This is a genomic window from Baekduia sp. Peel2402, assembly GCF_052567285.1.
The window spans coordinates 4,135,159-4,153,665 of the sequence record NZ_CP199582.1 but is presented as its reverse complement, the minus strand read 5'-3'; the positions used below and the strand labels follow the sequence as shown (position 1 = coordinate 4,153,665).

Genomic DNA, 18,507 nt, shown 5'->3' with positions numbered 1-18,507 from the left:
GCAGGTGCGACGGCGCGCGGCGCCTAGATCGCGTCTTCGAGGCGCAGCGTCGCGATCGTGGCCCGGATGTGATCGTGGACCTCGGTCGGAGTGCGCGTGCCGTCGAAGCGCCGCAGCAGGTCGCGCGCCTCGTAGTACTCGACCAGCGGCTCGGTCTCGTCGTGGTAGGTGACCAGCCGCTTGGAGATGACCTCGGGCTTGTCGTCGTCGCGCTGGATCAGCTTGGAGCCGTCCTGGTCGCAGACGCCCTCGTGCTTGGGCGGGTCGAAGTCGACGTGGTAGGTGTGCCCGTTCTTGGCGCACGTGCGGCGGCCGGAGAGGCGGCGGATGACCTCCTCGTCGGGCACGTCGATCAGCAGCACCGCGGTCAGCTTGCGGCCGACCTTCTCCAGCGCCTCAGCGAGCGCGTCGGCCTGCGAGATCTTGCGCGGGAAGCCGTCCAGCAGGAAGCCGTCGGTCGCCTCGGCGCCGTCGAGCGCCTCCAGCAGCACGCCGACGATCAGCTCGTCGGGGACGAGCTTGCCGTCGTCCATGTAGGCCTTGGCCTGCTTGCCCAGCTCGGTCCCGTCAGTGACCGCCTTGCGCAGGATGTTGCCCGTCGCGAAGTAGGGCAGGCCGAAGTCCTGCTGGATCCGCTCCGCTTGGGTGCCCTTGCCGGCACCAGGAGGCCCAACCAGGATGAGGTTCAGTTCTGACACGGACTCGCTCACGGCATCGCTGCGAACCGGGGCCTCGAGGCCACCGGTCCCGGGAAGGTCGGGCATCCTACTTGAGGAAGCCCTCGTAGTTGCGCATCATCAGCTGGGCCTCGAGCTGCTTCATCGTGTCGAGGGCCACGCCGATGACGATCAGCAGCGACGTGCCGCCGAACTGGAACGACTGCGTCGCGCCGGTGAGCGCGATGACGATCGTCGGAAGCGCCGCGACGGCGGCGAGGTACAGGGCGCCCGGGAACGTGAGTCGGGCGAGGATGCGATCCAGGAACTCCGCGGTGGGCCGGCCTGGCCTCACCCCCGGGATGAACCCGCCGTACTTCTTCAGGTTCTCGGCCTGGTCCACGGGGTTGAACGTGACCGCCGTGTAGAAGTACGTGAACAAGATGATGAAGATCGCTTCGCCGATGACGTACGGCGCCTTCCCCGGGTTGAGGAAGTTCGCGACGTCGTGCGTGAAGGGCGTGTTGATGAGCTGGCCGACCGTGGGCGGGAAGGCCATGATCGACGCGGCGAAGATGACCGGGATGACGCCGGCCATGTTCACGCGCAGCGGCAGGTAGGTCTGGCCGCCGCCGCTCATCCGGCGGCCGATCACGCGTTTGGCGTACTGCACCGGGATCCGGCGCTGGCCCTCCTGGATGAAGACGATCGCGCAGACGACGCCGAGCGCGAGGAACGGCATCATCACGACGAAGACCTGGTCGGGGTTGTTCCACCACGACTGGATGCCGTTGCCCAGGCCCGCGACGATCGAGGCGAAGATCATCAGCGAGATGCCGTTGCCGATCCCGCGCTGCGTGATCAACTCGCCCATCCACATCAGCAGCACGGTGCCTGCCGTCAGGCACATGACGATCAGGAAGACGTGGGCCGTGTCGAACTCGGAGATGAGCTTCTCGCCGGCCGACGGTGCCAGCGACTTGAACAGGAAGACGTAGCCGATCGACTGGGCGAACGCGAGGCCCACCGTGAGGTAGCGCGTGTACTGCGTGATGCGCGCCTGGCCGACCTCGCCCTCCTTCTGGAGCTTCTCCAGCGAGGGCACCACGACGGTCAGCAGCTGCAGGATGATCGACGCCGTGATGTAGGGCATGATGCCCAGCGCGAACAGCGCGATCCGGCTCAAGCCGCCGCCGCTGAACGTGTTCAGCAGGTTCAGGATGCCGCCGCCGCCGAACGACTCCTGGGCGTCCTTGACCGCCTGGACGTTGACGCCCGGGACGGGGATGTGGGAACCGACGCGGTAGAGGGCAAGGATCAGCGCCGTGAAGGCGAGCTTCTTGCGGATCTCCGGGACGGTGAACGCGCTCAGGATCGTGGACAGCATGAGAGATCGCGAAGGGTATCCGACATGCGCCCGACGGAGCCCGCCCAGCGTTGCCGCCTTGTCAGTCGCTGCCGCGGCGGTGCTTAAGGTTGACGAACGCGTCGAGCTGGGACGGTTCCAACCCGAACGATGCCGCGCCGGCCGTCTCGAAGCGGTAGACCGCGAGCGCGAACAGCTCTTCGAGCGCGCGCGTGACCGTGATCGACGCCATCAGCAGCGCGCCGCCACCGGCCGCCAGCGCCACGCCCGTGGTGCCGCCGAGGCTCAGGCCTCCGACCAGCAGCAGCCCGCCAGGGATCGCCGCCATGAACGAGATGAAGCCGACCGAGACCTGGCCGCCGAGGCTCTCGCCCCACCGCGCCCGGAAGAGCTCGACCGACCGCTTCGCCGCCCGCCGCGCGCCCGCGTCCTCCAGCGCCATCACGGGGATCGCGAACATCGTCCCCAGCGACCACGCCGCGCCGAGCAGCCACGACGCCAGCGCGCCGCCGAACGGCAGCTTCTCAGCGATCCAGTCCAGCACCGCGCCCACGCCGACCGACAGCAGCGACCAGGCGAGGATCGGCCGCCAGCGCGTACGTGCCGCAGCGAACCCCTGGCGTGCCGTGCAGTGCCGTCCCTCGAACCGCGCCTGCGCCATCCGCACCAGCGCGACGTTGCAGAACGTCGAGACGATCGTCGACGGCAGCGCGATCGCCGCCAGCGAGACCGCCGTGAACGCCCGCATTCCCGCGTCGCCGACCAGCCACTCCGCCAGGCCGAAGATCACCGCCGCGGCCGCGACGTTGAGCACGGTGCCCACGGCCGCCACCGCGATCAGCGCCCGGTCGCCGCGAAAGAGCTCCCAGACGTGATCCAGGAAGAACAGCGAACGCTCCCACCGCCCCTCCGGCACGGCCTCGGAATGGTTCGAACCCTCGATCATGATCAGCGATCATGCCCGATCCGGCGGGCGCGCTCACCCCGGAACGACCGAGGGCCCCGGTCGCCCGGGGCCCTCGATGAAGTGCAGCTGCGCGTATGACCGCGCGGCGGCGAGCCCTAGGACTCGACGACCACCACGGTCCCGCCGGCGGCCTCGATGGCCTCCTTGGCGGACGCGGAGAACTTGTGCGCGTGGACCGTCAGCGGCTTGCTGATCGAGCCCTTGGCCAGGATCTTGACCGGGACGTCGCCCTTCTTGGCCAGACCGGAGGCCTTCAACGCGTCGAGGGTGACCTCGGCGTTGGCGTCGAAGCGGCGCTCCAGGTCCTGGATGTTCACGCCCTGCGTGTAGGTGCGGAACATCTCGAACGGCATCGACTTCTTCATGTGCGGGCCGCGCAGCTTCCGCATCCGCATGTGGATCGGCATCTGGCCGCCCTCGAACCGCGCGCGGTCCTTGGCGCCGGAGCGCGATCCGTAGCCCTTCTGGCCACGGCCAGCGGTCTTGCCCAGGCCAGAGCCCTCGCCGCGGCCGACGCGCTTGCGCGGCTTGCGGGAGCCGGGGGCCGGCTTGAGGTTGTGGAGCCCGATCGCCTCGGCGGGGGTCTCCTCGGTCTTCTTCTCGTCAGCCATGGGGCTAGTCCTCCTCGACCTTCACGAGGTGCCGGACACGGTGGAGCATCCCGCGGGACTGCTCGTTGTCCTTGACCTCGACCGTCTGGCCGATCTTGCGGAGCCCCAAGGAGCGCAACGTGTCGATCTGGCGCTGGTTGGAGCCGTTCTTGCTCTTGATCTGGGTGACCTTGGGCATTACTCCGCGGCCTCCTCAGCCGGCGCCTCGGCCTCCTCGGCCGGCGCCTCCTCGGTCGCGACGGCCACGGCGCCTTCCTCGGCGGCGGGCTCGCCCTCGGCCTCGAAGGCCTCCAGCGTCTCGGCCGCAGGCGCCTCGTTGTTCAGGCCCAAGACCTCGGCGATCGATAGGCCGCGGATCTGCGCGACCTCCTCCGGCGTGCGGAGGTCCTGGAGACCGGCCAGCGTGGCCTTGACCAGGTTGATCGGGTTCTGGGTGCCGAGCGACTTGCTCAGGATGTCGTGGATCCCCGCGAGCTCCAGCACCGCGCGGACGCCGCCGCCGGCGATGACGCCCGTACCGGGCGAGGCCGGCTTGAGCAGCACGCGGCCGGAGCCGAAGATGCCCAGCACCGGGTGCGTGATCGTCGAGCCGTGCTTGGGCACGCGGTACAGGTTCTTCTTGGCCTGCTCGACACCCTTCTGGATGGCGATCGGGACCTCGTTGGCCTTGCCGTAGCCGATGCCGACCACCGAGTTCTCATCGCCCACGACGACCAGCGCCGTGAACGAGAAGCGCCGGCCGCCCTTGACGACCTTGGCGACGCGGTTGATCTCGACGACCCGCTCCTGCAGGTCGAGGCCGGCCGGCGAGACAACGCGGTCGGCGAAGCTGTCGTGCCTCATACCGTCAGTCCTCCCTCGCGGACGCCGTCGGCGAAAGCCTTGACGCGTCCGTGGTACTGGTAGCCGCCGCGATCGAACACGGCGGACTCGACGCCGGCAGCCTTCGCGCGCTGCGCGAGAAGCTCCCCGGCCTTGGCGCTCTGCTCGCCCTTGGCGAGCTCGCGCAGCTCCGGCTCCGTCCACTGGACGGCGGCGATCGTCGTACCCGTGAGGTCGTCGACCAGCTGGGCGAAGATGCCGCGGTTGGACCGGCGCACCGAGATGCGGGGGCGCTCGGCCGTGCCCGTGACCTTCGCGCGCACGCGGCGACGGCGCTTGAGGCGACGCTGTTCAGGGGTCTTGATGCTCATGCTCGCTTACCGACCTTGCGGGCGACGTACTCGCCCTCGTAGCGGATGCCCTTGCCCTTGTAGGGCTCCGGCGGCCGCTGCTTGCGGATGTTGGCGGCGATCTCGCCGACCAGCTGCTTGTCAATGCCCTTGACGATCACTCGCGTGGGCTGCGGGACCTCGAACTCGATCCCGTCCGGCGCCTTGATCGACACCGGGTGCGAGTAGCCGAGGGCCATCTCCAGGTCCCGGCCCTTGAGCGCGGCGCGGTAGCCGACGCCCTGGATCTCCAGGGTCTTGACGTAACCCTCGGTGACGCCGATGACCATGTTGGCCACGAGCGAGCGGTACAGGCCGTGCATGGCCCGGTGCTCGCCGCGGTCGGTCGGACGCGTGACCGTGATGATGTTCTCGTTCTGCTCCACCGTGATGTCACGGTGGATGCGCTCCACGAGCTCGCCCTTGGGACCGTTGACGCGAACCGACTCCGGCTCGATGGCGACGGTGACCCCGGCGGGGACCTCGATGGGCTTACGACCAATACGACTCATCGAACGATCACCAAACCTTCGCCACGACTTCGCCGCCGATGCCTCGGCGACGGGCCTCGTGGCCGGTCATGACGCCCTGGGACGTCGAAACGATGGCGGTACCCATGCCACCCAGCACCTTGGGGATGCCGGAGGCGGGCACGTAGTAGCGCTGGCCCGGACGCGATGCGCGCTGCAGCCCCGACACGACGGACTTGCGGTCCTCCGTGTACTTGAGCTGGATGCGGATCAGCGAGCCGGGGTGGTCGCTATTCGGCGCCTCGGTCTCCCATGCCTCGATGTAGCCCTGCTCGGCGAGGATGCGGGTCATCTCGCGCTTGAGCTTCGAAGCGGGGATCTCGACGACGTCGTGCTGCGCGCGGATCGCGTTGCGAATGCGCGTCAGGTAGTCGGCGACAGGATCGGTCATCGACATATCGGACCTACCAGCTCGACTTCGTCATGCCGGGGATGAAGCCGTTGTGCGCGAGCTCGCGGAGGCAGATCCGGCAGACGCCGAACTTGCGGTAGACCGCGCGGCTGCGACCACACTTGCGGCACCGGGTGTACTCCCGGGTCTTGTACTTGGACCCGCGCTGCTGGCGGACCCTCTGGGACGTCTTGGCCACGGGTCTAGCTCTCCTGGGTGCCGTCGTCGGCGGTCACGTACGGGTTGCCCTCACGGCTGAAGGGCATGCCAAACGCCTCGAGCAGCGCGTAGGTCTCCTCTTTGGACTTCGCCGTCGTGGTGATGGCGATGTCGAGGCCGCGCACGTTGTCGATGGCGTCGTAGTCGATCTCGGGGAAGATGATCTGTTCCTTCAGGCCCATCGAGTAGCTGCCGCGGCCGTCGAAGGACGTCGGCTTGAGCCCGCGGAAGTCCCGGGTGCGCGGGAGCGCGACCGAGACGAGGCGGTCAAGGAACTCGTAGGCGCGATCCCCGCGCAGCGTCACGGAGACGCCGACGGGCATGCCCTCACGGACCTTGAACTGGGCGATGGACTTGCGTGCGCGCCGGATCGACGGCTTCTGGCCGGCGATCGTCGCGAGCTGCTCGGCGGCGGCATCGAGAAGCTTCGAATCCTGCTTGGCGTCACCGACGCCCATGTTCAGGGTGATCTTCACGAGCTTGGGCGCCTGCATGTAGCTCGAGTAGCCGAAACGCTCGATGAGCGCGGGACGGATCTTCTCGAGGTACTGCGTCTTAAAGCGTGCGGTCTGGGTGGCTGCGGCTTCCATGGTTCCTGGCGGCCTTAGTCGAACTTCGTCCCGGACCCGCGGGCCACGCGGTTGCGCTTGCCGTCCTCGCGGACGACACCAACGCGCGTGCCCTTCTTGGTCTTGGGATCAAGAAGCTGGACGTTGCTGATGTGGATGGGGCCTTCGCGCTCGATCACGCCGGCCTCGACCTGAGGGGCGTTGGGGAGCGGGCGCTGATGGCGCTTAACGATGTTGATGCCCTCGACGGTGACCCGCTCCTTGGCGGGATCGACCTTGAGCACCTTGCCGGTCTTGCCGCGGTCCTTGCCGGCAATCACGACGACCTCGTCGTCACGACGGATCTTCAAGCCCATGGCTAGAGCACCTCCGGTGCGAGCGAGATGATCTTCATGTAGTTGCGATCGCGCAGCTCGCGGGCCACCGGCCCGAAGATGCGCGTGCCGCGCGGGTTGCCCGCGGCATCGATGATCACGGCGGCGTTCTCGTCAAAGGCGATGTACGTGCCGTCCTCGCGCCCGAACTCCTTCTTCGTGCGCACGACGACGGCCTTGACGACCTCGCCCTTCTTGACCGTGCCCTGCGGGCTGGCGGTCTTGACCGTGGCGGTGATCACGTCACCGACGTGCGCGTAACGGCGCTTGGAGCCGCCCTGCACGCGGATGACGAGGATCTCGCGGGCGCCGGTGTTGTCGGCGACCTTGAGTCGTGACTCGTTCTGAATCACTTGGCACGCTCCAGGATCTCGACCAGGCGCCAGCGCTTGGTGGCGCTCAGCGGACGGGACTCGATGATGCGAACGGTGTCGCCGGTGTTGGCGTCGTTGTTCTCATCGTGAGCGTGAAGCGTCGTCGAGCTGCGCACGATCTTCTGGTACCGACGGTGACGACGGGCCGTGTCGATGCGGACCGTGATCGTCTTGTCGGCCTTGTTGGAGACGACGGTGCCGAGGCGCTCCTTCGGGGCGCCCGGGCCGTGCTCGACCGGGGACGCCGTCTTGGCGGGCCCGGGCTCGCCGCGCTTCTCATTGCGCTTGGCCCGCGCGTTGGCGCGGTAGCGCGAGCGAGCGGCGGCCTTGACCTTGCGGGCCTCGGCACGCTCCTCGGGCGTCGCGCCGCGGCGCACGCCGCGACGGGCGCGGGCAGCGACCTTGCGCTCCTTGGGGGTGAGTGGGGTGACCGGCTCGGCGGGCTCGGCAGCAGCCTCGGGGGCCGCCGCGGCCTCGGCCTCGGGAGCAGCGGTGGTCTCCTCCGTCGCCTCGGCGGCGGGGGTGACCTGCTCTTCGGTCGTGTCGGGGGTCTCGTCAGCCATGGCTACTTGTTCGTGTCGATCCCGCGCTGGCGGGCGATGGTCAGGGCGCGAGCGAGGTCGCGCTTGCCGGTCTTGAGGCCGGCGGTGTTCTCCAGCTCGCCGGTGGCGTGCTGGAACCGCAAGCCGAAGAGGTCGCGACGCACGGTCTTGATGTGGTCGACGAGCTCGTTGTCGGGAAGGTCCCGGATCTCACGAGAGGTGCTCACGCGTTGTCCTCCGCGGTCACGATCTTGGTGCGGACGGGCAGCTTCATCCCGGCCAGGCGCAGGGCCTCGCGGGCGAGGGGCTCCGGCACGCCGGCCAGCTCGAACATGACGCGGCCCGGCTTGACGACGGCGACCCAGCCCTCGGGCGAACCCTTGCCGGAACCCATGCGGGTCTCGGCCGGCTTCTTGGTGACGGGCTTGTCCGGATAGACGTTGATCCAGACCTTGCCGCCGCGCTTGATCTTGCGCGTCATCGCGATACGAGCGGCTTCGATCTGGCGGTTGGTCAGCCAGCCGGCGTCAAGCGACTTGATGCCGTACTCGCCGAACATGACCGTGGTCTGGCCGCGCGAGAACCCGGGCTTGCGCCCACGGTGCTGCTTGCGGTGCTTGACTCGCTTAGGCGAAAGCATCAGGCGTTACCTCCAGAGTGCTGGAAGCGAGTGACACGCTTAGGGAAAGCATCTAGCGACCCCCGCCGTATCCGCCGCCGCCGCGCGGGCCACCCGGCCCACCGCCGCGACCGCCGCCTCCGCCGCCACGGCCTCCGCCGCCGCGACCGCCCGGGCCACCCGGACCGCCGGGGCCACGCCCGCCGCCGCCACGGCCACCACGGCCACCGCCGCGACCGTCACGGTCGCCGCCACGGCCACCGCGATCGCCGCCACGGCCACCGCGGTCATTGCCACGGTCCATGCCAGCGGCCTGCGGGGCCTCGATCTCGGTCAGATCGGAGCCGCCGTAGCCCTCGGGCATGATCTCGCCCTTGTTGATCCAGACCTTGCAGCCGATGCGGCCGAAGGTCGTGCGGGCCTCGTAAAAGCCGTAGTCGATGTCGGCGCGCAGCGTGTGCAGCGGGACACGACCGTCGGAGTACATCTCCGTGCGAGCCATCTCGGAGCCGCCGAGGCGGCCGCCGACCTGGATCTTGCAGCCCTTGGCGCCCGAGCGCATCGCGCTCGTCAGGGCGCGCTTCATCGCGCGACGGAAGGCGACGCGGTTCTGGAGCTGCTCGGCGATCGACTGGGCGACGAGCTTGGCGTCAAGCTCAGGCCGCTTGATCTCCAAGATGTTGACCTTGATCTGCTTCTTGGTGATCTTGTGCAGATCGCGGCGCAGCGCGTCGACCTCGGAACCCGACTTGCCGATCACGATGCCCGGACGCGCGGTGTGGATGTTGATCTCCACCTCGTTGGCGTCCTTGCGGATCGTGATGTCACTCAAACCGGCGTGCGCCAGCTTGTTGGTGATGTGGCTGCGGATGGCGACGTCCTCGGCCAGGTAGTCGCTGAAGTCACGCTCGGTGAACCAGTTCGACTTCCAGTCGTGGATGTAGCCCACGCGCATGGACTCGGGGTGAACCTTCTGTCCCATGCTCTTACTGCTCCTTCGGCGTGAGCGCGATCGACAGGTGCGAGGTGCGCTTGCGAATCCGCGAAGCGCGCCCCATCGCCCGCGGGCGGAAGCGCTTGAGGGTCGGACCCTCATCGGCGGTGATGGACAAGATGCGCAGGTCGTCGCCAAGCAACTCGTGGTTGTGCTCGGCGTTGGCGACGGCGGAGTTCAGGAGCTTCTCCCAATCCTCCGCGACGGCGCGGGGCGTGTGCGCGAGGATCGCGCGGGCCTCGACGACCGACTTGCCGCGGACGTGATCGGCAACCAGCCGCGCCTTGCGGGCGGAGGTGCGCACGTACTTGGCATGGGCCTTGACGACCGGGGCGCCGTTGGTGGAAGCGACGGCCTTCCGGGCGGGAGCGGGCTTGGTCTCGACCGGAGCCTCGGCCGCGGGCTTCTTCGCACGCGAGCGCTTGGGCTTCGGCTTCTCTTCAGCGACCGGCTCCTCGGCGACCTCGGCGGGCGCCTCCTCGGCGACCTCGTCCTCGGTGGCGTCAGCCTCGTCGGCCTCGACCGGCTCCACCGGGGTCTCCTCGAGGGTCGTCTCGTCGACGACCTCGGTCTCCGGCTCCTGCTTCTCGTCGTCAGCCGGGGTCATCGCTTCTTCCCGGTGTCGACGTGACCGCGGTAGGTGCGCGTCGGCGCGAACTCGCCGAGCTTGTGGCCAACCATCGACTCGCTCACGAACACGGGCACGTGCTTACGCCCGTCGTGAACGGCAATGGTGTGGCCGACCATCTCGGGGAAGATCGTCGACGTCCGCGACCAGGTGCGGATCATCTGCTTGGTGTTGGCCTCGTTCATCTTGTCGATGCGCGCCAACAGGCGCTCCTCGACGAACGGGCCCTTCTTGCTCGAACGGCTCATCGGCTTCTAACCCTCTACCGCTTGCCCTTGCCACGCTTGCGCGCGCGGACGATGTAGCGGTCGGACGACTTGTTCTTCTTACGGGTGCGGTACCCAAGCGTCGGCACGCCCCAAGGCGTGACCGGGTGACGGCCGGGCGTGGTGGAGCCCTCGCCGCCGCCGTGCGGGTGGTCGACCGGGTTCATGGCCGTGCCTCGCGTCTGCGGGCGAACGCCCATGTGACGCTTGCGGCCGGCCTTACCGATCTTGACGTTCTGGTGGTCGGCGTTGCCGATGACGCCCACGGTCGCGCGGCACTCGGCCCGGACCATGCGCATCTCGCCGGACGGCAGGCGCAGCGTCGCGTAGTCGCCGTCCTTCGCCATCAGCTGGATCGACACGCCGGCCGAGCGGCCCATCTGGCCGCCGCGCCCGGGCTGGAGCTCCACGTTGTGGATCAACGTGCCCGTCGGCATGTTCGCCAGCGGGAGGCAGTTGCCGACCGAGATCTCCGCCCCCGGGCCGCTGCTCACCGTGGCGCCGACCTGCAGCCGGGCCGGAGCCAGGATGTAGGACTTGACGCCGTCGGCGTAGTGCAGCAGCGCGATGTAGGCGGTGCGGTTGGGGTCGTACTCGATCGCGGCGACCTTCGCCGGGATGCCGTCACGACGGCGCTTGAAGTCGACCTTGCGGTACAGGCGCTTGGCTCCGCCGCCGCGGTGGCGGGCGGTCTTGCGACCGTTGGAGTTGCGACCGCCGGACTTCTTCAGGCCCTCGACGAGCGTGCGCTCGGGCTCGGTCTTCGTGATCTCCGCGAAGTCCGGGTACGAGACGAAACGGAGGCCCGGCGAGGTGGGCTTGGGCTTACGGACGGGCATCGACTACGACTCCTCGAGGCCTTCGAGGCCCTGGAAGATCGGGATGGACTGACCCGGAGCCACCTGCACGATCGCCTTCTTCCAGGCGCGCGTACGACCGATGCTCTGTCCACGCCGCTTGGGCTTGGACTTCACCGACATCGTGCGCACCTCGACGACGTTGACCTCAAAGAGGGACTCGATCGCCTGGCGGATCTGCGTCTTGTGGGCGTTCGGGTGGACCCGGAACGTGTACTTGTCGGCCGCGGCGAGCACGTAGCTCTTCTCGCTGACGACCGGGCGGATGATCACCTGGGACGCGTCCATCAGGCGTTCGCCTCCTCGGCGGTGTTCTTCTCGCCCTTGGCGCGCGCGGTCAGCTCCGACAGCGCGGCCTCGGACACCAGGACGTTGGCCGCGCCGATCAGATCGGCGACGCCGACGTTGGTCGTCGGGACCACGGCGCGGACGCTGGCGAGGTTGCGGAACGACAGCGCCGCCCGCTCCTCCTCCACGCCCAGGACGACCAGCAGGGAGCCCTTGGCGCCCCAGTCGGTCACCAGCTTGGCGGCGGCCTTCGTCGAGACGTCGTCAAACGCCTTGACGTCGAAGACCGCGATCGAGCCGCGCTCGGCGTGGATCGACAGCGCGCTGCGGAACGCGGCGCGCTTCTCCTTGCGGTTGACCTTGAAGGTGTAGTGGCGCGGCTTGGGCCCGAAGACCGTGCCGCCGCCCGTCCAGATCGGCGAGCGGGACGAGCCGGCGCGAGCGCGGCCCGTGCCCTTCTGACGCCACGGCTTGGCGCCACCGCCGCGGACCTCGCCGCGGGTCTTGGTGGACGACGTACCCTGGCGCAGCGCGGCCAGCTCGGCGCGCACCGACTCGTGAACGAGCGGGCCGTTGAAAGACGCGCCAAAGGCGACGTCGTCAAGGGTCACGTCGGCGCCACCGCCGAGGTTCTTGGCACTAGGCATCGGTGCGGACCTCCACGAAGCCGTTCTTGGGACCGGGGACCGCGCCACGGACGAGCAGGAGGTTGTCCCCCGCATCGATCCGGACGATCTCCAGACCCTTCTGGGTGATGCGCTTGTTGCCCATCTGGCCGGGGCCGCGGATGCCCTTCATCACGCGAGCGGGCCAGGCGGACGCACCGATGGATCCCGGGGCGCGCACGTTGTGCGAGCCGTGGGACTTCGGACCGCTCTTGAAGTTATGGCGCTTGATCGTGCCCTGGAAGCCCTTGCCCTTGGACGTGCCGGCGATCTTGACGTGCTGCCCGACCTCGAAGGCCTCGACGGTGACCGTGTCACCGACCTGCAGCTCGCCGGCCTCGTCGCGGAACTCCACGAGGTGACGCATGGGCGGCGCGGACGCCTTCTTGAGATGGCCGAGCTCGGCCTTGGAGAGGTGCTTCTCCTTGGACGCACCGAACGCGAGCTGGACGGCCTCGTAGCCGTCACGCTCATGCGTGCGGATTCCGGTGACGGGGCACGGGCCGGCCTCGAGGACCGTGACGCGCTCGACGCGGCCGTCCTCAAGGAACAGCTGCGTCATCCCGAGCTTCTTGGCGAGGATGGCGGGCATTAGGCGAGGAGCTTGATCTCGATGTTCACGCCGGCGGGGAGGTGGTCCAGGCGCTGGAGCGAGTCGACCGTCTTGGGGGTCGGCCCGTGAATGTCGATCAGGCGCTTGTGCGTCCGGATCTCGAAGTGCTCCTGCGAGTCCTTGTCCTTGAACGGCGACTTGATGACCGCGTAGATGTTGCGGTCGGTCGGCAGCGGCACGGGACCCGAAACGGTCGCGCCGGTGCGCGTCGCCGTTTCGACGATCTCCTTAGCCGCCGTCTCGAGGGCCTGGTGGTCGTAGGCCTTCAAGCGAATGCGGATCTTGTTCTGTGTGGCGGCTGCCATCTGCCTGTTCGATTCGATTCCGTCTGCTGTCTGGGAAATGCTGGTCCGCTGGGTTGCCTCGTGGCTTTAGGAGCGGACCGCTCGCCGATTTCGACGGGTCTCCGCTCCACTGCCCTGCGGTCGTATCTGAAGTTGGTACTGCGGGTGTCTGCGCAATGACGGGGCGCCCGTAGGCGCCCCGTCGCGCAAACGATCTTGCTACTCGATGATCTCGGTGACGACGCCCGAGCCCACCGTGCGGCCACCCTCGCGGATGGCGAAACGGAGGCCCTGGTCCATCGCGATCGGCTGGATCAGCTCGATCTCCATGGCGACGTTGTCGCCCGGCATGACCATCTCGACGCCCTCGGGCAGGTTAGCGACCCCGGTCACGTCCGTCGTGCGGAAGTAGAACTGGGGACGGTAGCCGGTGAAGAACGGCGTGTGACGGCCGCCCTCCTCCTTCTTGAGGACGTAGACCTCGGCCTTGTACTTCGTGTGCGGCGTGATGGAGCCCGGCTTGCACAGCACCTGGCCGCGCTCGATCTCCTCACGCTTGGTGCCACGGAGCAGGCAGCCGACGTTGTCGCCAGCCTGGCCCTGGTCAAGGATCTTGCGGAACATCTCGACGCCCGTCACGACCGTGGTGGTCGTGTCGCGCACGCCGACGATCTCGACGTTGTCGCCCGTGTTGACGATGCCCTGCTCGATGCGGCCCGTGGCAACCGTGCCACGGCCCGTGATCGAGAAGACGTCCTCGACCGGCATCAGGAAGGGCTTGTCGAGGTCACGGGTCGGCTCCGGGATGTAGGAGTCGAGCGCGTCAGCGAGCTCGTAGATCTTCTGCTTGTACTCCTCGTCGCCCTCGAGCGCCTTCAGAGCGGAACCCGTGATGAACGGGATGTCGTCGCCCGGGAAGTCGTACTCGGAAAGCAGGTCGCGGACCTCGACCTCGACGAGCTCCAGGAGCTCCTCGTCGTCGACCATGTCCGCCTTGTTGAGGAACACGACGATGTAGGGGACGCCGACCTGACGCGCGAGCAGGATGTGCTCACGGGTCTGGGGCATCGGGCCATCGGCGGCCGAGACCACGAGGATCGCGCCGTCCATCTGCGCCGCACCCGTGATCATGTTCTTCACGTAGTCGGCGTGGCCGGGACAATCGACGTGCGCGTAGTGACGCGCCTCGGTCTGGTACTCGACGTGAGACGTGGCGATGGTGATCCCGCGCTCCTTCTCCTCCGGAGCGTTGTCGATCTCCGCGAAGCTACGAGCCTCGCCGCCCATCTTCTCGGCGAGCACGGTCGTGATGGCCGCGGTCAGCGTCGTCTTGCCATGGTCGATGTGACCGATGGTGCCGACGTTGACGTGCGGCTTGTCGCGCTCGAACTTCTCCTTCGCCACTTCAATTGCTCCTTCGAAAAGCTTGTGTGTTCTGAGGGGGTGCCTACCTGGGCGAACCAGGGAAAGCTATCGCGATCCGTCGTTAGACGTCCGCTCGGTGTGTTACGCGGCTGCGGCGTCGCCGCTGCGGCCTTCGACGATCTTCTCCGCGATGTTCGGCGGAACCTCGTCGTAGCTGTCGAACTGCATGGTGTACGTGGCGCGGCCCTGCGTGTTGGAACGCAGGTCCGTCGCGTAGCCGAACATCTCCGACAGCGGGACGCGAGCCGTGACGGCCAGGGCGTTGCCCCGGCGATCCTGACCCTCGACGCGACCGCGCCGCTTGCTCAGGTCGCCGATGACGTCGCCCAGGAAGTCCTCCGGGGTGACGACTTCGACGGCGAAGATCGGCTCGAGCAGAACGGGCTTGGCTCGCTTGGCCGCCTCCTTGAAGGCGAGCGAGCCGGCGACCTTGAACGCGATCTCCGAAGAGTCCGTGTCGTGGTACTTGCCGTCGACCAGCGTGACGCGGATGTCGACCATGGGGTACCCGGCCTTGACGCCGGTCTCCATGGCCTCCTCCACGCCCTTCTCGATCGCGGGAATGAACTCGGTCGGGACCGAGCCGCCCTTGATCTTCGAGACGAAGTCAAAGCCCTCGCCGGGCGCCGGCTCCATGTCGATGTAGACGACGCCGTACTGGCCCGAGCCGCCGGTCTGGCGGACGAACTTGCCCTCGATCTTCTTGGCCTCGCCGCGAATCGTCTCGCGGTAGGAGACCTGGGGCTTGCCGACGTTGGCCTCGACGTTGAACTCGCGGCGCATACGGTCGACCAGCACCTCGAGGTGCAGCTCGCCCATGCCGGAGATCTCGATCTGACCCGTCTCCTCGTTGGTCTGGACCTGGAACGTCGGGTCCTCCTCGGCCAAACGGCCCAGGGCGACCGACATCTTCTCCTGGTCGGACTTCGTCTTCGGCTCGACGGCCACCTTGATGACCGGCTCGGGGAAGACGATGTTCTCGAGCTTGATCGGCGCGTCGGGCGCGGCCAGCGTGTCGCCGGTGACGATCTGCTTGATGCCGACCGCCGCCGCGATGTCGCCCGCGTAGACCTCTTCGAGCTCCTCGCGGTCGTTGGCGTGCATCATCAGGATGCGGCCAACGCGCTCGGTCTTGCCCGAAGAGACGTTGAGGATGCGGGAGCCCGCGCTGAGCTTGCCGGAGTACACGCGGAAGTAGGTGAGCTTGCCGACGAACGGGTCGGCGGCGATCTTGAAGGCCAGCGCAGCGAACGGCTCGTCGTCGGAGGCGTTGCGCACCTCCTCGGTGATGTCGCCGTTGCGCGCCTCGACGATGCCCTCGACGGCCGGCACGTCCAGCGGGGACGGCAGGTAGTCGATGACGGCGTCGAGCAGCGGCTGCACGCCCTTGTTCTTGAAGGCCGAGCCGCAGAAGACAGGCGTGATGCCGAGGTTCAGGACGGCCGTGCGGATGGCCGACTTGAGCTGGTCGATCTCGACGTCGCCGTTCTCGAGGTAGGCCTCGGCGAGGTCGTCGTCGAAGGTCGTGACGGCATCGATGAGCGCCTCGCGCGCCTGCTCGGCGCGGTCCTTGTGCTCGTCGGGGATGTCGATGACGTCGAAGTCCTTGCCCAGGTCATCGTTGTAGATGATGGCCTTCATGCCAATCAGGTCGATGATCCCGATCAGGTCGGCCTCGGCGCCGATCGGCAGCTGAACCGGCACGGCGTTGGCGCCGAGGCGGTCGATCATCGTCTCGACCGAGCGGTCGAAGTCCGCGCCGATGCGATCCATCTTGTTGATGAACGCGATACGGGGGACGTGGTACTTGTCGGCCTGACGCCAGACGGTCTCGGACTGCGGCTCGACGCCGGCGACCGAGTCGAACACCGCGATGGCGCCGTCGAGGACGCGCAGGGAGCGCTCGACCTCGACCGTGAAGTCCACGTGGCCCGGGGTGTCGATGATGTTGATGCGGTGCTCGTCCCAGGTGCAGGTCGTCGCGGCGGACGTGATCGTGATCCCCCGCTCCTGCTCCTGCTCCATCCAGTCCATCGTGGCAGCGCCCTCGTGGACTTCACCGATCTTGTAGGTACGACCGGTGTAATAGAGGATGCGCTCGGTCGTCGTCGTCTTGCCGGCGTCGATGTGCGCCATGATCCCGATGTTCCGGGTCTTCTGGAGGGAGAACTTGCGTGGCATATCTGAGTCGGCTAACGGTGGTGGAAGCGGAGGGGGCTGCGGGCAAAGAAAACGGGCCCCTCGGGCCCGCGCGCACGTCAGGAAGGTGTCCTGGTCGTGGCGCTATGTGCTCGAGGAATCCATCCTTGCGCGGAAAGCGACCCGGAGGCGTGCGCGCATGAGTCGCGCTCTACCCGGGGCAGAAGGCGATGATAGCAAAGGGGCGCGTGCGCCCCGGGTGCGCTCGTCCGGGGTCATGACGGCGCGTTTGGCGCTGGCGCTGCTGGGTACGGTCGGCGCCCTCCTGTTGTTGGTGGCCTCGTTCTCCAGCGTCATCGAGATCACGGTCGGGACGACCTCCAAGGTCGTCGACGCCGACACCGCCCAGACCGGCTGGGACCGGCACGGCCCGGCGCTGATCCTGCTGGCTCTGCTGGCGCTCTTCCTGCTCTTCACGGGCCTACGTGCGTCCCGCACCGCGCTGGTCGGCCTGGTCATCGCCGGCATCGCCGCCCTGGCCATCGCCTGGATCTGGGACCGCCCGCACATCCACGACACCGGCTCGGTCGGCGACATCTACGCCGAGGCCAAGGCCGACCCCGGCACCGGCTACTACCTCGAGACGCTCGGCGGAGCGCTGCTGCTGTTCTCCGGCGGGGCGCTGCTGGCGCTCGGCGGCCGCCCGGCGCCGGCACCCACGCCCGAACGAGCGGCCACACCGGCCACGGAGTCCGCAGCCGAGCGCGCCGCGCGCCGCCGCCGGGCCCGCGAGTCGACCTAGCTCGTCTCGCAGCCGGCCCCGTCGCCGTCGCGGTCGAGGTCGAAGTGGTCGTCCCCGACGACGGTGACCGGGCCGGTGTACTGCGGCCCGTCGCCGCTGCCGCCCGCGCAGTCGTAGTCGCTCGCGTCCGCGTCCAGGCACGCGCCGGAGTAGCTGGGATCGCACGACGGTTCCGCGGGCGCGGGCGCGACCGGCGCCTTGGGCGCCGGCTTCGGCTTGGGCTTGGGCTTGGGCTTGGGTCGGCACGTCAGCCGGAGGCGCACCACCGTCTCGGGCTCGGCCAGGCCGGAGCGGCTCTGGCTGCGCACCCGGCAGCGATCGAGGCCCCCGTCGCCCGGTGCGCCGACGATCCGCGCGTCGAACCCGGCCTCTTCGATCCGCCGCTCGGCCGCTCGCGGCGCGTGGCGTGCGACGGCGGGGATCCGCGCTCGGCAGCGCAACGAGACCGCGTCGCCGCCGGCCGCGGTCTCGCCCGCGGACGGATCCTGGGCGAAGACGCGGCAGCGCCGTTCGCCGGCCGGCGCGTATCGGAGGGTGGCGCGGAGCTCCGCTCCTTCGAGCGCGTCGCGCGCTTTCGCCGCCGTGAGCCCGGTCACGTCGGGCACCTGAACAGCCTTTGCCGTCTCACTCGTGACCGTGGGCGTGCCGGTGTCGGCGACCGCCACCGCCTCCGGGATGCCGTCGCGCCGTCCCACGGGAAGGACCAGCAGGATGAGCAGCAGCAACGCCGCCGTCGCGCCCGCACCGCGCCCGGCCGTCTGCCGCGCGCCCACCTCGGACCTGAGCAGCCGCACGCCGAGCCACGTCAGGACGATGAGCGCGAGCATCGCGACGACCGTCAGCACGTAGCCCCAGACGACGTGCTCGTAGTGGTCTGCGACCCACCCCGTCGGGCGATCGGTCGCCTCGCTGTAGGTCGGCGTGAGCCCCAGCACGTGGCCGATGCCCGACAGCACCCACAGCACCGCCGTGACCACGATCACGACGACGATCAGGACCGCGAGCACCGCCGCGACGATCGTCCAACCATTGTGCTCCTGCCCCCGGTCCCCCGCCATGGCGGCGACGCTAGTCGATCAAACGACCTGAAACCGGGCGTTCGCCCCGCCGAACGGCC

At 68.5% G+C, this 18,507-nt stretch carries 27 protein-coding genes and 1 pseudogene; 1 reads left to right on the top strand and 27 read right to left on the bottom strand.

Annotated elements, in window-relative coordinates; genetic code table 11:
- Positions 1-23 precede the first annotated feature (23 nt).
- The 26 genes and pseudogenes from ACT01A_RS20325 to fusA form a co-directional block, all read right to left on the bottom strand.
- Positions 24-698, bottom strand: coding sequence for an adenylate kinase (locus ACT01A_RS20325; protein WP_445148917.1), 675 nt, complete (start codon positions 696-698; stop codon positions 24-26).
- Between the two features lie 67 nt (positions 699-765).
- Positions 766-2,043 (bottom strand): preprotein translocase subunit SecY, encoded by a 1,278-nt coding sequence (gene secY / locus ACT01A_RS20320; protein WP_445148916.1) that lies wholly within the window; start codon positions 2,041-2,043, stop codon positions 766-768.
- Positions 2,044-2,104: 61 nt separating this feature from the next.
- Positions 2,105-2,968, bottom strand: a complete 864-nt coding sequence (locus ACT01A_RS20315) for a DUF6159 family protein (protein ID WP_445148915.1) — start codon at positions 2,966-2,968, stop codon at positions 2,105-2,107.
- Between the two features lie 116 nt (positions 2,969-3,084).
- Entirely contained in the window at positions 3,085-3,600 is a 516-nt protein-coding gene (gene rplO, locus ACT01A_RS20310; protein WP_445148914.1) for a 50S ribosomal protein L15, read from the bottom strand.
- 4 nt (positions 3,601-3,604) lie between these two features.
- Positions 3,605-3,778, bottom strand: a complete 174-nt coding sequence (gene rpmD / locus ACT01A_RS20305; RefSeq protein WP_445148913.1) for a 50S ribosomal protein L30 — start codon at positions 3,776-3,778, stop codon at positions 3,605-3,607.
- A complete protein-coding gene (rpsE, locus tag ACT01A_RS20300; protein ID WP_445148912.1) occupies positions 3,778-4,443 on the bottom strand; it encodes a 30S ribosomal protein S5 in 666 nt (221 codons plus the stop codon). Before rpsE ends, rpmD begins: the two co-directional genes overlap by 1 nt.
- A complete protein-coding gene (gene rplR, locus ACT01A_RS20295; RefSeq protein WP_445148911.1) occupies positions 4,440-4,793 on the bottom strand; it encodes a 50S ribosomal protein L18 in 354 nt (117 codons plus the stop codon). Before rplR ends, rpsE begins: the two co-directional genes overlap by 4 nt.
- A complete protein-coding gene (gene rplF, locus ACT01A_RS20290; RefSeq protein WP_445148910.1) occupies positions 4,790-5,323 on the bottom strand; it encodes a 50S ribosomal protein L6 in 534 nt (177 codons plus the stop codon). Before rplF ends, rplR begins: the two co-directional genes overlap by 4 nt.
- Before the next feature lie 7 nt (positions 5,324-5,330).
- The gene (gene rpsH / locus ACT01A_RS20285) at positions 5,331-5,738 is read right to left on the bottom strand and encodes a 30S ribosomal protein S8 (RefSeq protein WP_445148909.1); all 408 of its coding nucleotides are present in this window, start codon (positions 5,736-5,738) and stop codon (positions 5,331-5,333) included.
- A 7-nt stretch (positions 5,739-5,745) separates the two neighbouring features.
- On the bottom strand, positions 5,746-5,931 hold the full coding sequence (locus tag ACT01A_RS20280) for a type Z 30S ribosomal protein S14 (protein ID WP_146922762.1): 186 nt from the start codon (positions 5,929-5,931) through the stop codon (positions 5,746-5,748).
- Between the two features lie 4 nt (positions 5,932-5,935).
- A complete protein-coding gene (rplE, locus tag ACT01A_RS20275; RefSeq protein ID WP_445148908.1) occupies positions 5,936-6,541 on the bottom strand; it encodes a 50S ribosomal protein L5 in 606 nt (201 codons plus the stop codon).
- A 14-nt stretch (positions 6,542-6,555) separates the two neighbouring features.
- Positions 6,556-6,876: a 50S ribosomal protein L24 gene (gene rplX, locus ACT01A_RS20270; RefSeq protein ID WP_445148907.1), complete on the bottom strand. Its 321-nt coding sequence runs from the start codon at positions 6,874-6,876 to the stop codon at positions 6,556-6,558.
- A 2-nt stretch (positions 6,877-6,878) separates the two neighbouring features.
- Positions 6,879-7,247, bottom strand: coding sequence for a 50S ribosomal protein L14 (gene rplN, locus ACT01A_RS20265; protein WP_445148906.1), 369 nt, complete (start codon positions 7,245-7,247; stop codon positions 6,879-6,881).
- Positions 7,244-7,480 (bottom strand): annotated as a pseudogene (gene rpsQ / locus ACT01A_RS20260) (30S ribosomal protein S17); the annotation flags it as partial. The gene rplN and the pseudogene rpsQ, both read right to left, overlap by 4 nt.
- Before the next feature lie 353 nt (positions 7,481-7,833).
- Positions 7,834-8,037 (bottom strand): 50S ribosomal protein L29, encoded by a 204-nt coding sequence (gene rpmC, locus ACT01A_RS20255; protein WP_445148905.1) that lies wholly within the window; start codon positions 8,035-8,037, stop codon positions 7,834-7,836.
- A complete protein-coding gene (gene rplP / locus ACT01A_RS20250) occupies positions 8,034-8,450 on the bottom strand; it encodes a 50S ribosomal protein L16 (protein ID WP_445148904.1) in 417 nt (138 codons plus the stop codon). Before rplP ends, rpmC begins: the two co-directional genes overlap by 4 nt.
- Positions 8,451-8,502: 52 nt before the next feature.
- Positions 8,503-9,411 carry a 30S ribosomal protein S3 gene (gene rpsC, locus ACT01A_RS20245; protein ID WP_445148903.1) on the bottom strand — a complete coding sequence of 303 codons (909 nt, stop codon included), beginning with the start codon at positions 9,409-9,411 and terminating at the stop codon, positions 8,503-8,505.
- A 4-nt stretch (positions 9,412-9,415) separates the two neighbouring features.
- Complete coding sequence (rplV, locus tag ACT01A_RS20240; RefSeq protein ID WP_445152853.1) at positions 9,416-9,727, bottom strand: 50S ribosomal protein L22; 312 nt, start codon at positions 9,725-9,727, stop codon at positions 9,416-9,418.
- A 299-nt stretch (positions 9,728-10,026) separates the two neighbouring features.
- A complete protein-coding gene (rpsS, locus tag ACT01A_RS20235; protein ID WP_445148902.1) occupies positions 10,027-10,299 on the bottom strand; it encodes a 30S ribosomal protein S19 in 273 nt (90 codons plus the stop codon).
- Positions 10,300-10,313: 14 nt separating this feature from the next.
- On the bottom strand, positions 10,314-11,156 hold the full coding sequence (rplB, locus tag ACT01A_RS20230) for a 50S ribosomal protein L2 (protein WP_445148901.1): 843 nt from the start codon (positions 11,154-11,156) through the stop codon (positions 10,314-10,316).
- Positions 11,157-11,159: 3 nt separating this feature from the next.
- The gene (gene rplW, locus ACT01A_RS20225) at positions 11,160-11,462 is read right to left on the bottom strand and encodes a 50S ribosomal protein L23 (protein ID WP_445148900.1); all 303 of its coding nucleotides are present in this window, start codon (positions 11,460-11,462) and stop codon (positions 11,160-11,162) included.
- Positions 11,462-12,109 carry a 50S ribosomal protein L4 gene (gene rplD / locus ACT01A_RS20220; RefSeq protein ID WP_445148899.1) on the bottom strand — a complete coding sequence of 216 codons (648 nt, stop codon included), beginning with the start codon at positions 12,107-12,109 and terminating at the stop codon, positions 11,462-11,464. Before rplD ends, rplW begins: the two co-directional genes overlap by 1 nt.
- On the bottom strand, positions 12,102-12,719 hold the full coding sequence (gene rplC / locus ACT01A_RS20215; RefSeq protein ID WP_445148898.1) for a 50S ribosomal protein L3: 618 nt from the start codon (positions 12,717-12,719) through the stop codon (positions 12,102-12,104). Before rplC ends, rplD begins: the two co-directional genes overlap by 8 nt.
- Positions 12,719-13,045: a 30S ribosomal protein S10 gene (rpsJ, locus tag ACT01A_RS20210; RefSeq protein ID WP_027005623.1), complete on the bottom strand. Its 327-nt coding sequence runs from the start codon at positions 13,043-13,045 to the stop codon at positions 12,719-12,721. Before rpsJ ends, rplC begins: the two co-directional genes overlap by 1 nt.
- 198 nt (positions 13,046-13,243) lie before the next feature.
- On the bottom strand, positions 13,244-14,428 hold the full coding sequence (tuf, locus tag ACT01A_RS20205; protein WP_445148897.1) for an elongation factor Tu: 1,185 nt from the start codon (positions 14,426-14,428) through the stop codon (positions 13,244-13,246).
- Positions 14,429-14,530: 102 nt separating this feature from the next.
- Complete coding sequence (fusA, locus tag ACT01A_RS20200; protein ID WP_445148896.1) at positions 14,531-16,630, bottom strand: elongation factor G; 2,100 nt, start codon at positions 16,628-16,630, stop codon at positions 14,531-14,533.
- 235 nt (positions 16,631-16,865) lie between these two features.
- On the opposite strand from fusA, the gene ACT01A_RS20195 reads away from it, so the two are divergent.
- Positions 16,866-17,390: a hypothetical protein gene (locus ACT01A_RS20195; protein WP_445148895.1), complete on the top strand. Its 525-nt coding sequence runs from the start codon at positions 16,866-16,868 to the stop codon at positions 17,388-17,390.
- On the opposite strand, the gene ACT01A_RS20190 is transcribed toward ACT01A_RS20195, so the two are convergent.
- On the bottom strand, positions 17,387-18,448 hold the full coding sequence (locus ACT01A_RS20190; protein ID WP_445148894.1) for a PASTA domain-containing protein: 1,062 nt from the start codon (positions 18,446-18,448) through the stop codon (positions 17,387-17,389). The two genes, ACT01A_RS20195 and ACT01A_RS20190, sit on opposite strands and share 4 nt — an antisense overlap.
- Positions 18,449-18,507: the final 59 nt, after the last annotated feature.

Excerpts from the sequence above, each read along its gene's own strand:
- rplB (WP_445148901.1), bottom strand. The coding sequence starts at position 11,156 with ATGCCCGTCCGTAAGCCCAAGCCCACCTCGCCGGGCCTCCGTTTCGTC.
- fusA (WP_445148896.1), bottom strand. The coding sequence starts at position 16,630 with ATGCCACGCAAGTTCTCCCTCCAGAAGACCCGGAACATCGGGATCATG.
- rplP (WP_445148904.1), bottom strand. The coding sequence starts at position 8,450 with ATGCTTTCGCCTAAGCGAGTCAAGCACCGCAAGCAGCACCGTGGGCGC.
- rpsJ (WP_027005623.1), bottom strand. The coding sequence starts at position 13,045 with ATGGCAGCCGCCACACAGAACAAGATCCGCATTCGCTTGAAGGCCTAC.
- ACT01A_RS20190 (WP_445148894.1), bottom strand. The coding sequence starts at position 18,448 with ATGGCGGGGGACCGGGGGCAGGAGCACAATGGTTGGACGATCGTCGCG.
- secY (WP_445148916.1), bottom strand. The coding sequence starts at position 2,043 with ATGCTGTCCACGATCCTGAGCGCGTTCACCGTCCCGGAGATCCGCAAG.
- ACT01A_RS20315 (WP_445148915.1), bottom strand. The coding sequence starts at position 2,968 with ATGATCGAGGGTTCGAACCATTCCGAGGCCGTGCCGGAGGGGCGGTGG.
- rplF (WP_445148910.1), bottom strand. The coding sequence starts at position 5,323 with ATGAGTCGTATTGGTCGTAAGCCCATCGAGGTCCCCGCCGGGGTCACC.
- rplR (WP_445148911.1), bottom strand. The coding sequence starts at position 4,793 with ATGAGCATCAAGACCCCTGAACAGCGTCGCCTCAAGCGCCGTCGCCGC.
- rpmD (WP_445148913.1), bottom strand. The coding sequence starts at position 3,778 with ATGCCCAAGGTCACCCAGATCAAGAGCAAGAACGGCTCCAACCAGCGC.
- rplC (WP_445148898.1), bottom strand. The coding sequence starts at position 12,719 with ATGCCCGCCATCCTCGCCAAGAAGCTCGGGATGACGCAGCTGTTCCTT.
- ACT01A_RS20195 (WP_445148895.1), top strand. The coding sequence starts at position 16,866 with ATGACGGCGCGTTTGGCGCTGGCGCTGCTGGGTACGGTCGGCGCCCTC.
- rpsE (WP_445148912.1), bottom strand. The coding sequence starts at position 4,443 with ATGAGGCACGACAGCTTCGCCGACCGCGTTGTCTCGCCGGCCGGCCTC.
- rplO (WP_445148914.1), bottom strand. The coding sequence starts at position 3,600 with ATGGCTGACGAGAAGAAGACCGAGGAGACCCCCGCCGAGGCGATCGGG.
- rplE (WP_445148908.1), bottom strand. The coding sequence starts at position 6,541 with ATGGAAGCCGCAGCCACCCAGACCGCACGCTTTAAGACGCAGTACCTC.
- rplW (WP_445148900.1), bottom strand. The coding sequence starts at position 11,462 with ATGGACGCGTCCCAGGTGATCATCCGCCCGGTCGTCAGCGAGAAGAGC.
- rpsS (WP_445148902.1), bottom strand. The coding sequence starts at position 10,299 with ATGAGCCGTTCGAGCAAGAAGGGCCCGTTCGTCGAGGAGCGCCTGTTG.
- rpsC (WP_445148903.1), bottom strand. The coding sequence starts at position 9,411 with ATGGGACAGAAGGTTCACCCCGAGTCCATGCGCGTGGGCTACATCCAC.
- rplX (WP_445148907.1), bottom strand. The coding sequence starts at position 6,876 with ATGGGCTTGAAGATCCGTCGTGACGACGAGGTCGTCGTGATTGCCGGC.
- rplD (WP_445148899.1), bottom strand. The coding sequence starts at position 12,109 with ATGCCTAGTGCCAAGAACCTCGGCGGTGGCGCCGACGTGACCCTTGAC.
- rpsH (WP_445148909.1), bottom strand. The coding sequence starts at position 5,738 with ATGTCGATGACCGATCCTGTCGCCGACTACCTGACGCGCATTCGCAAC.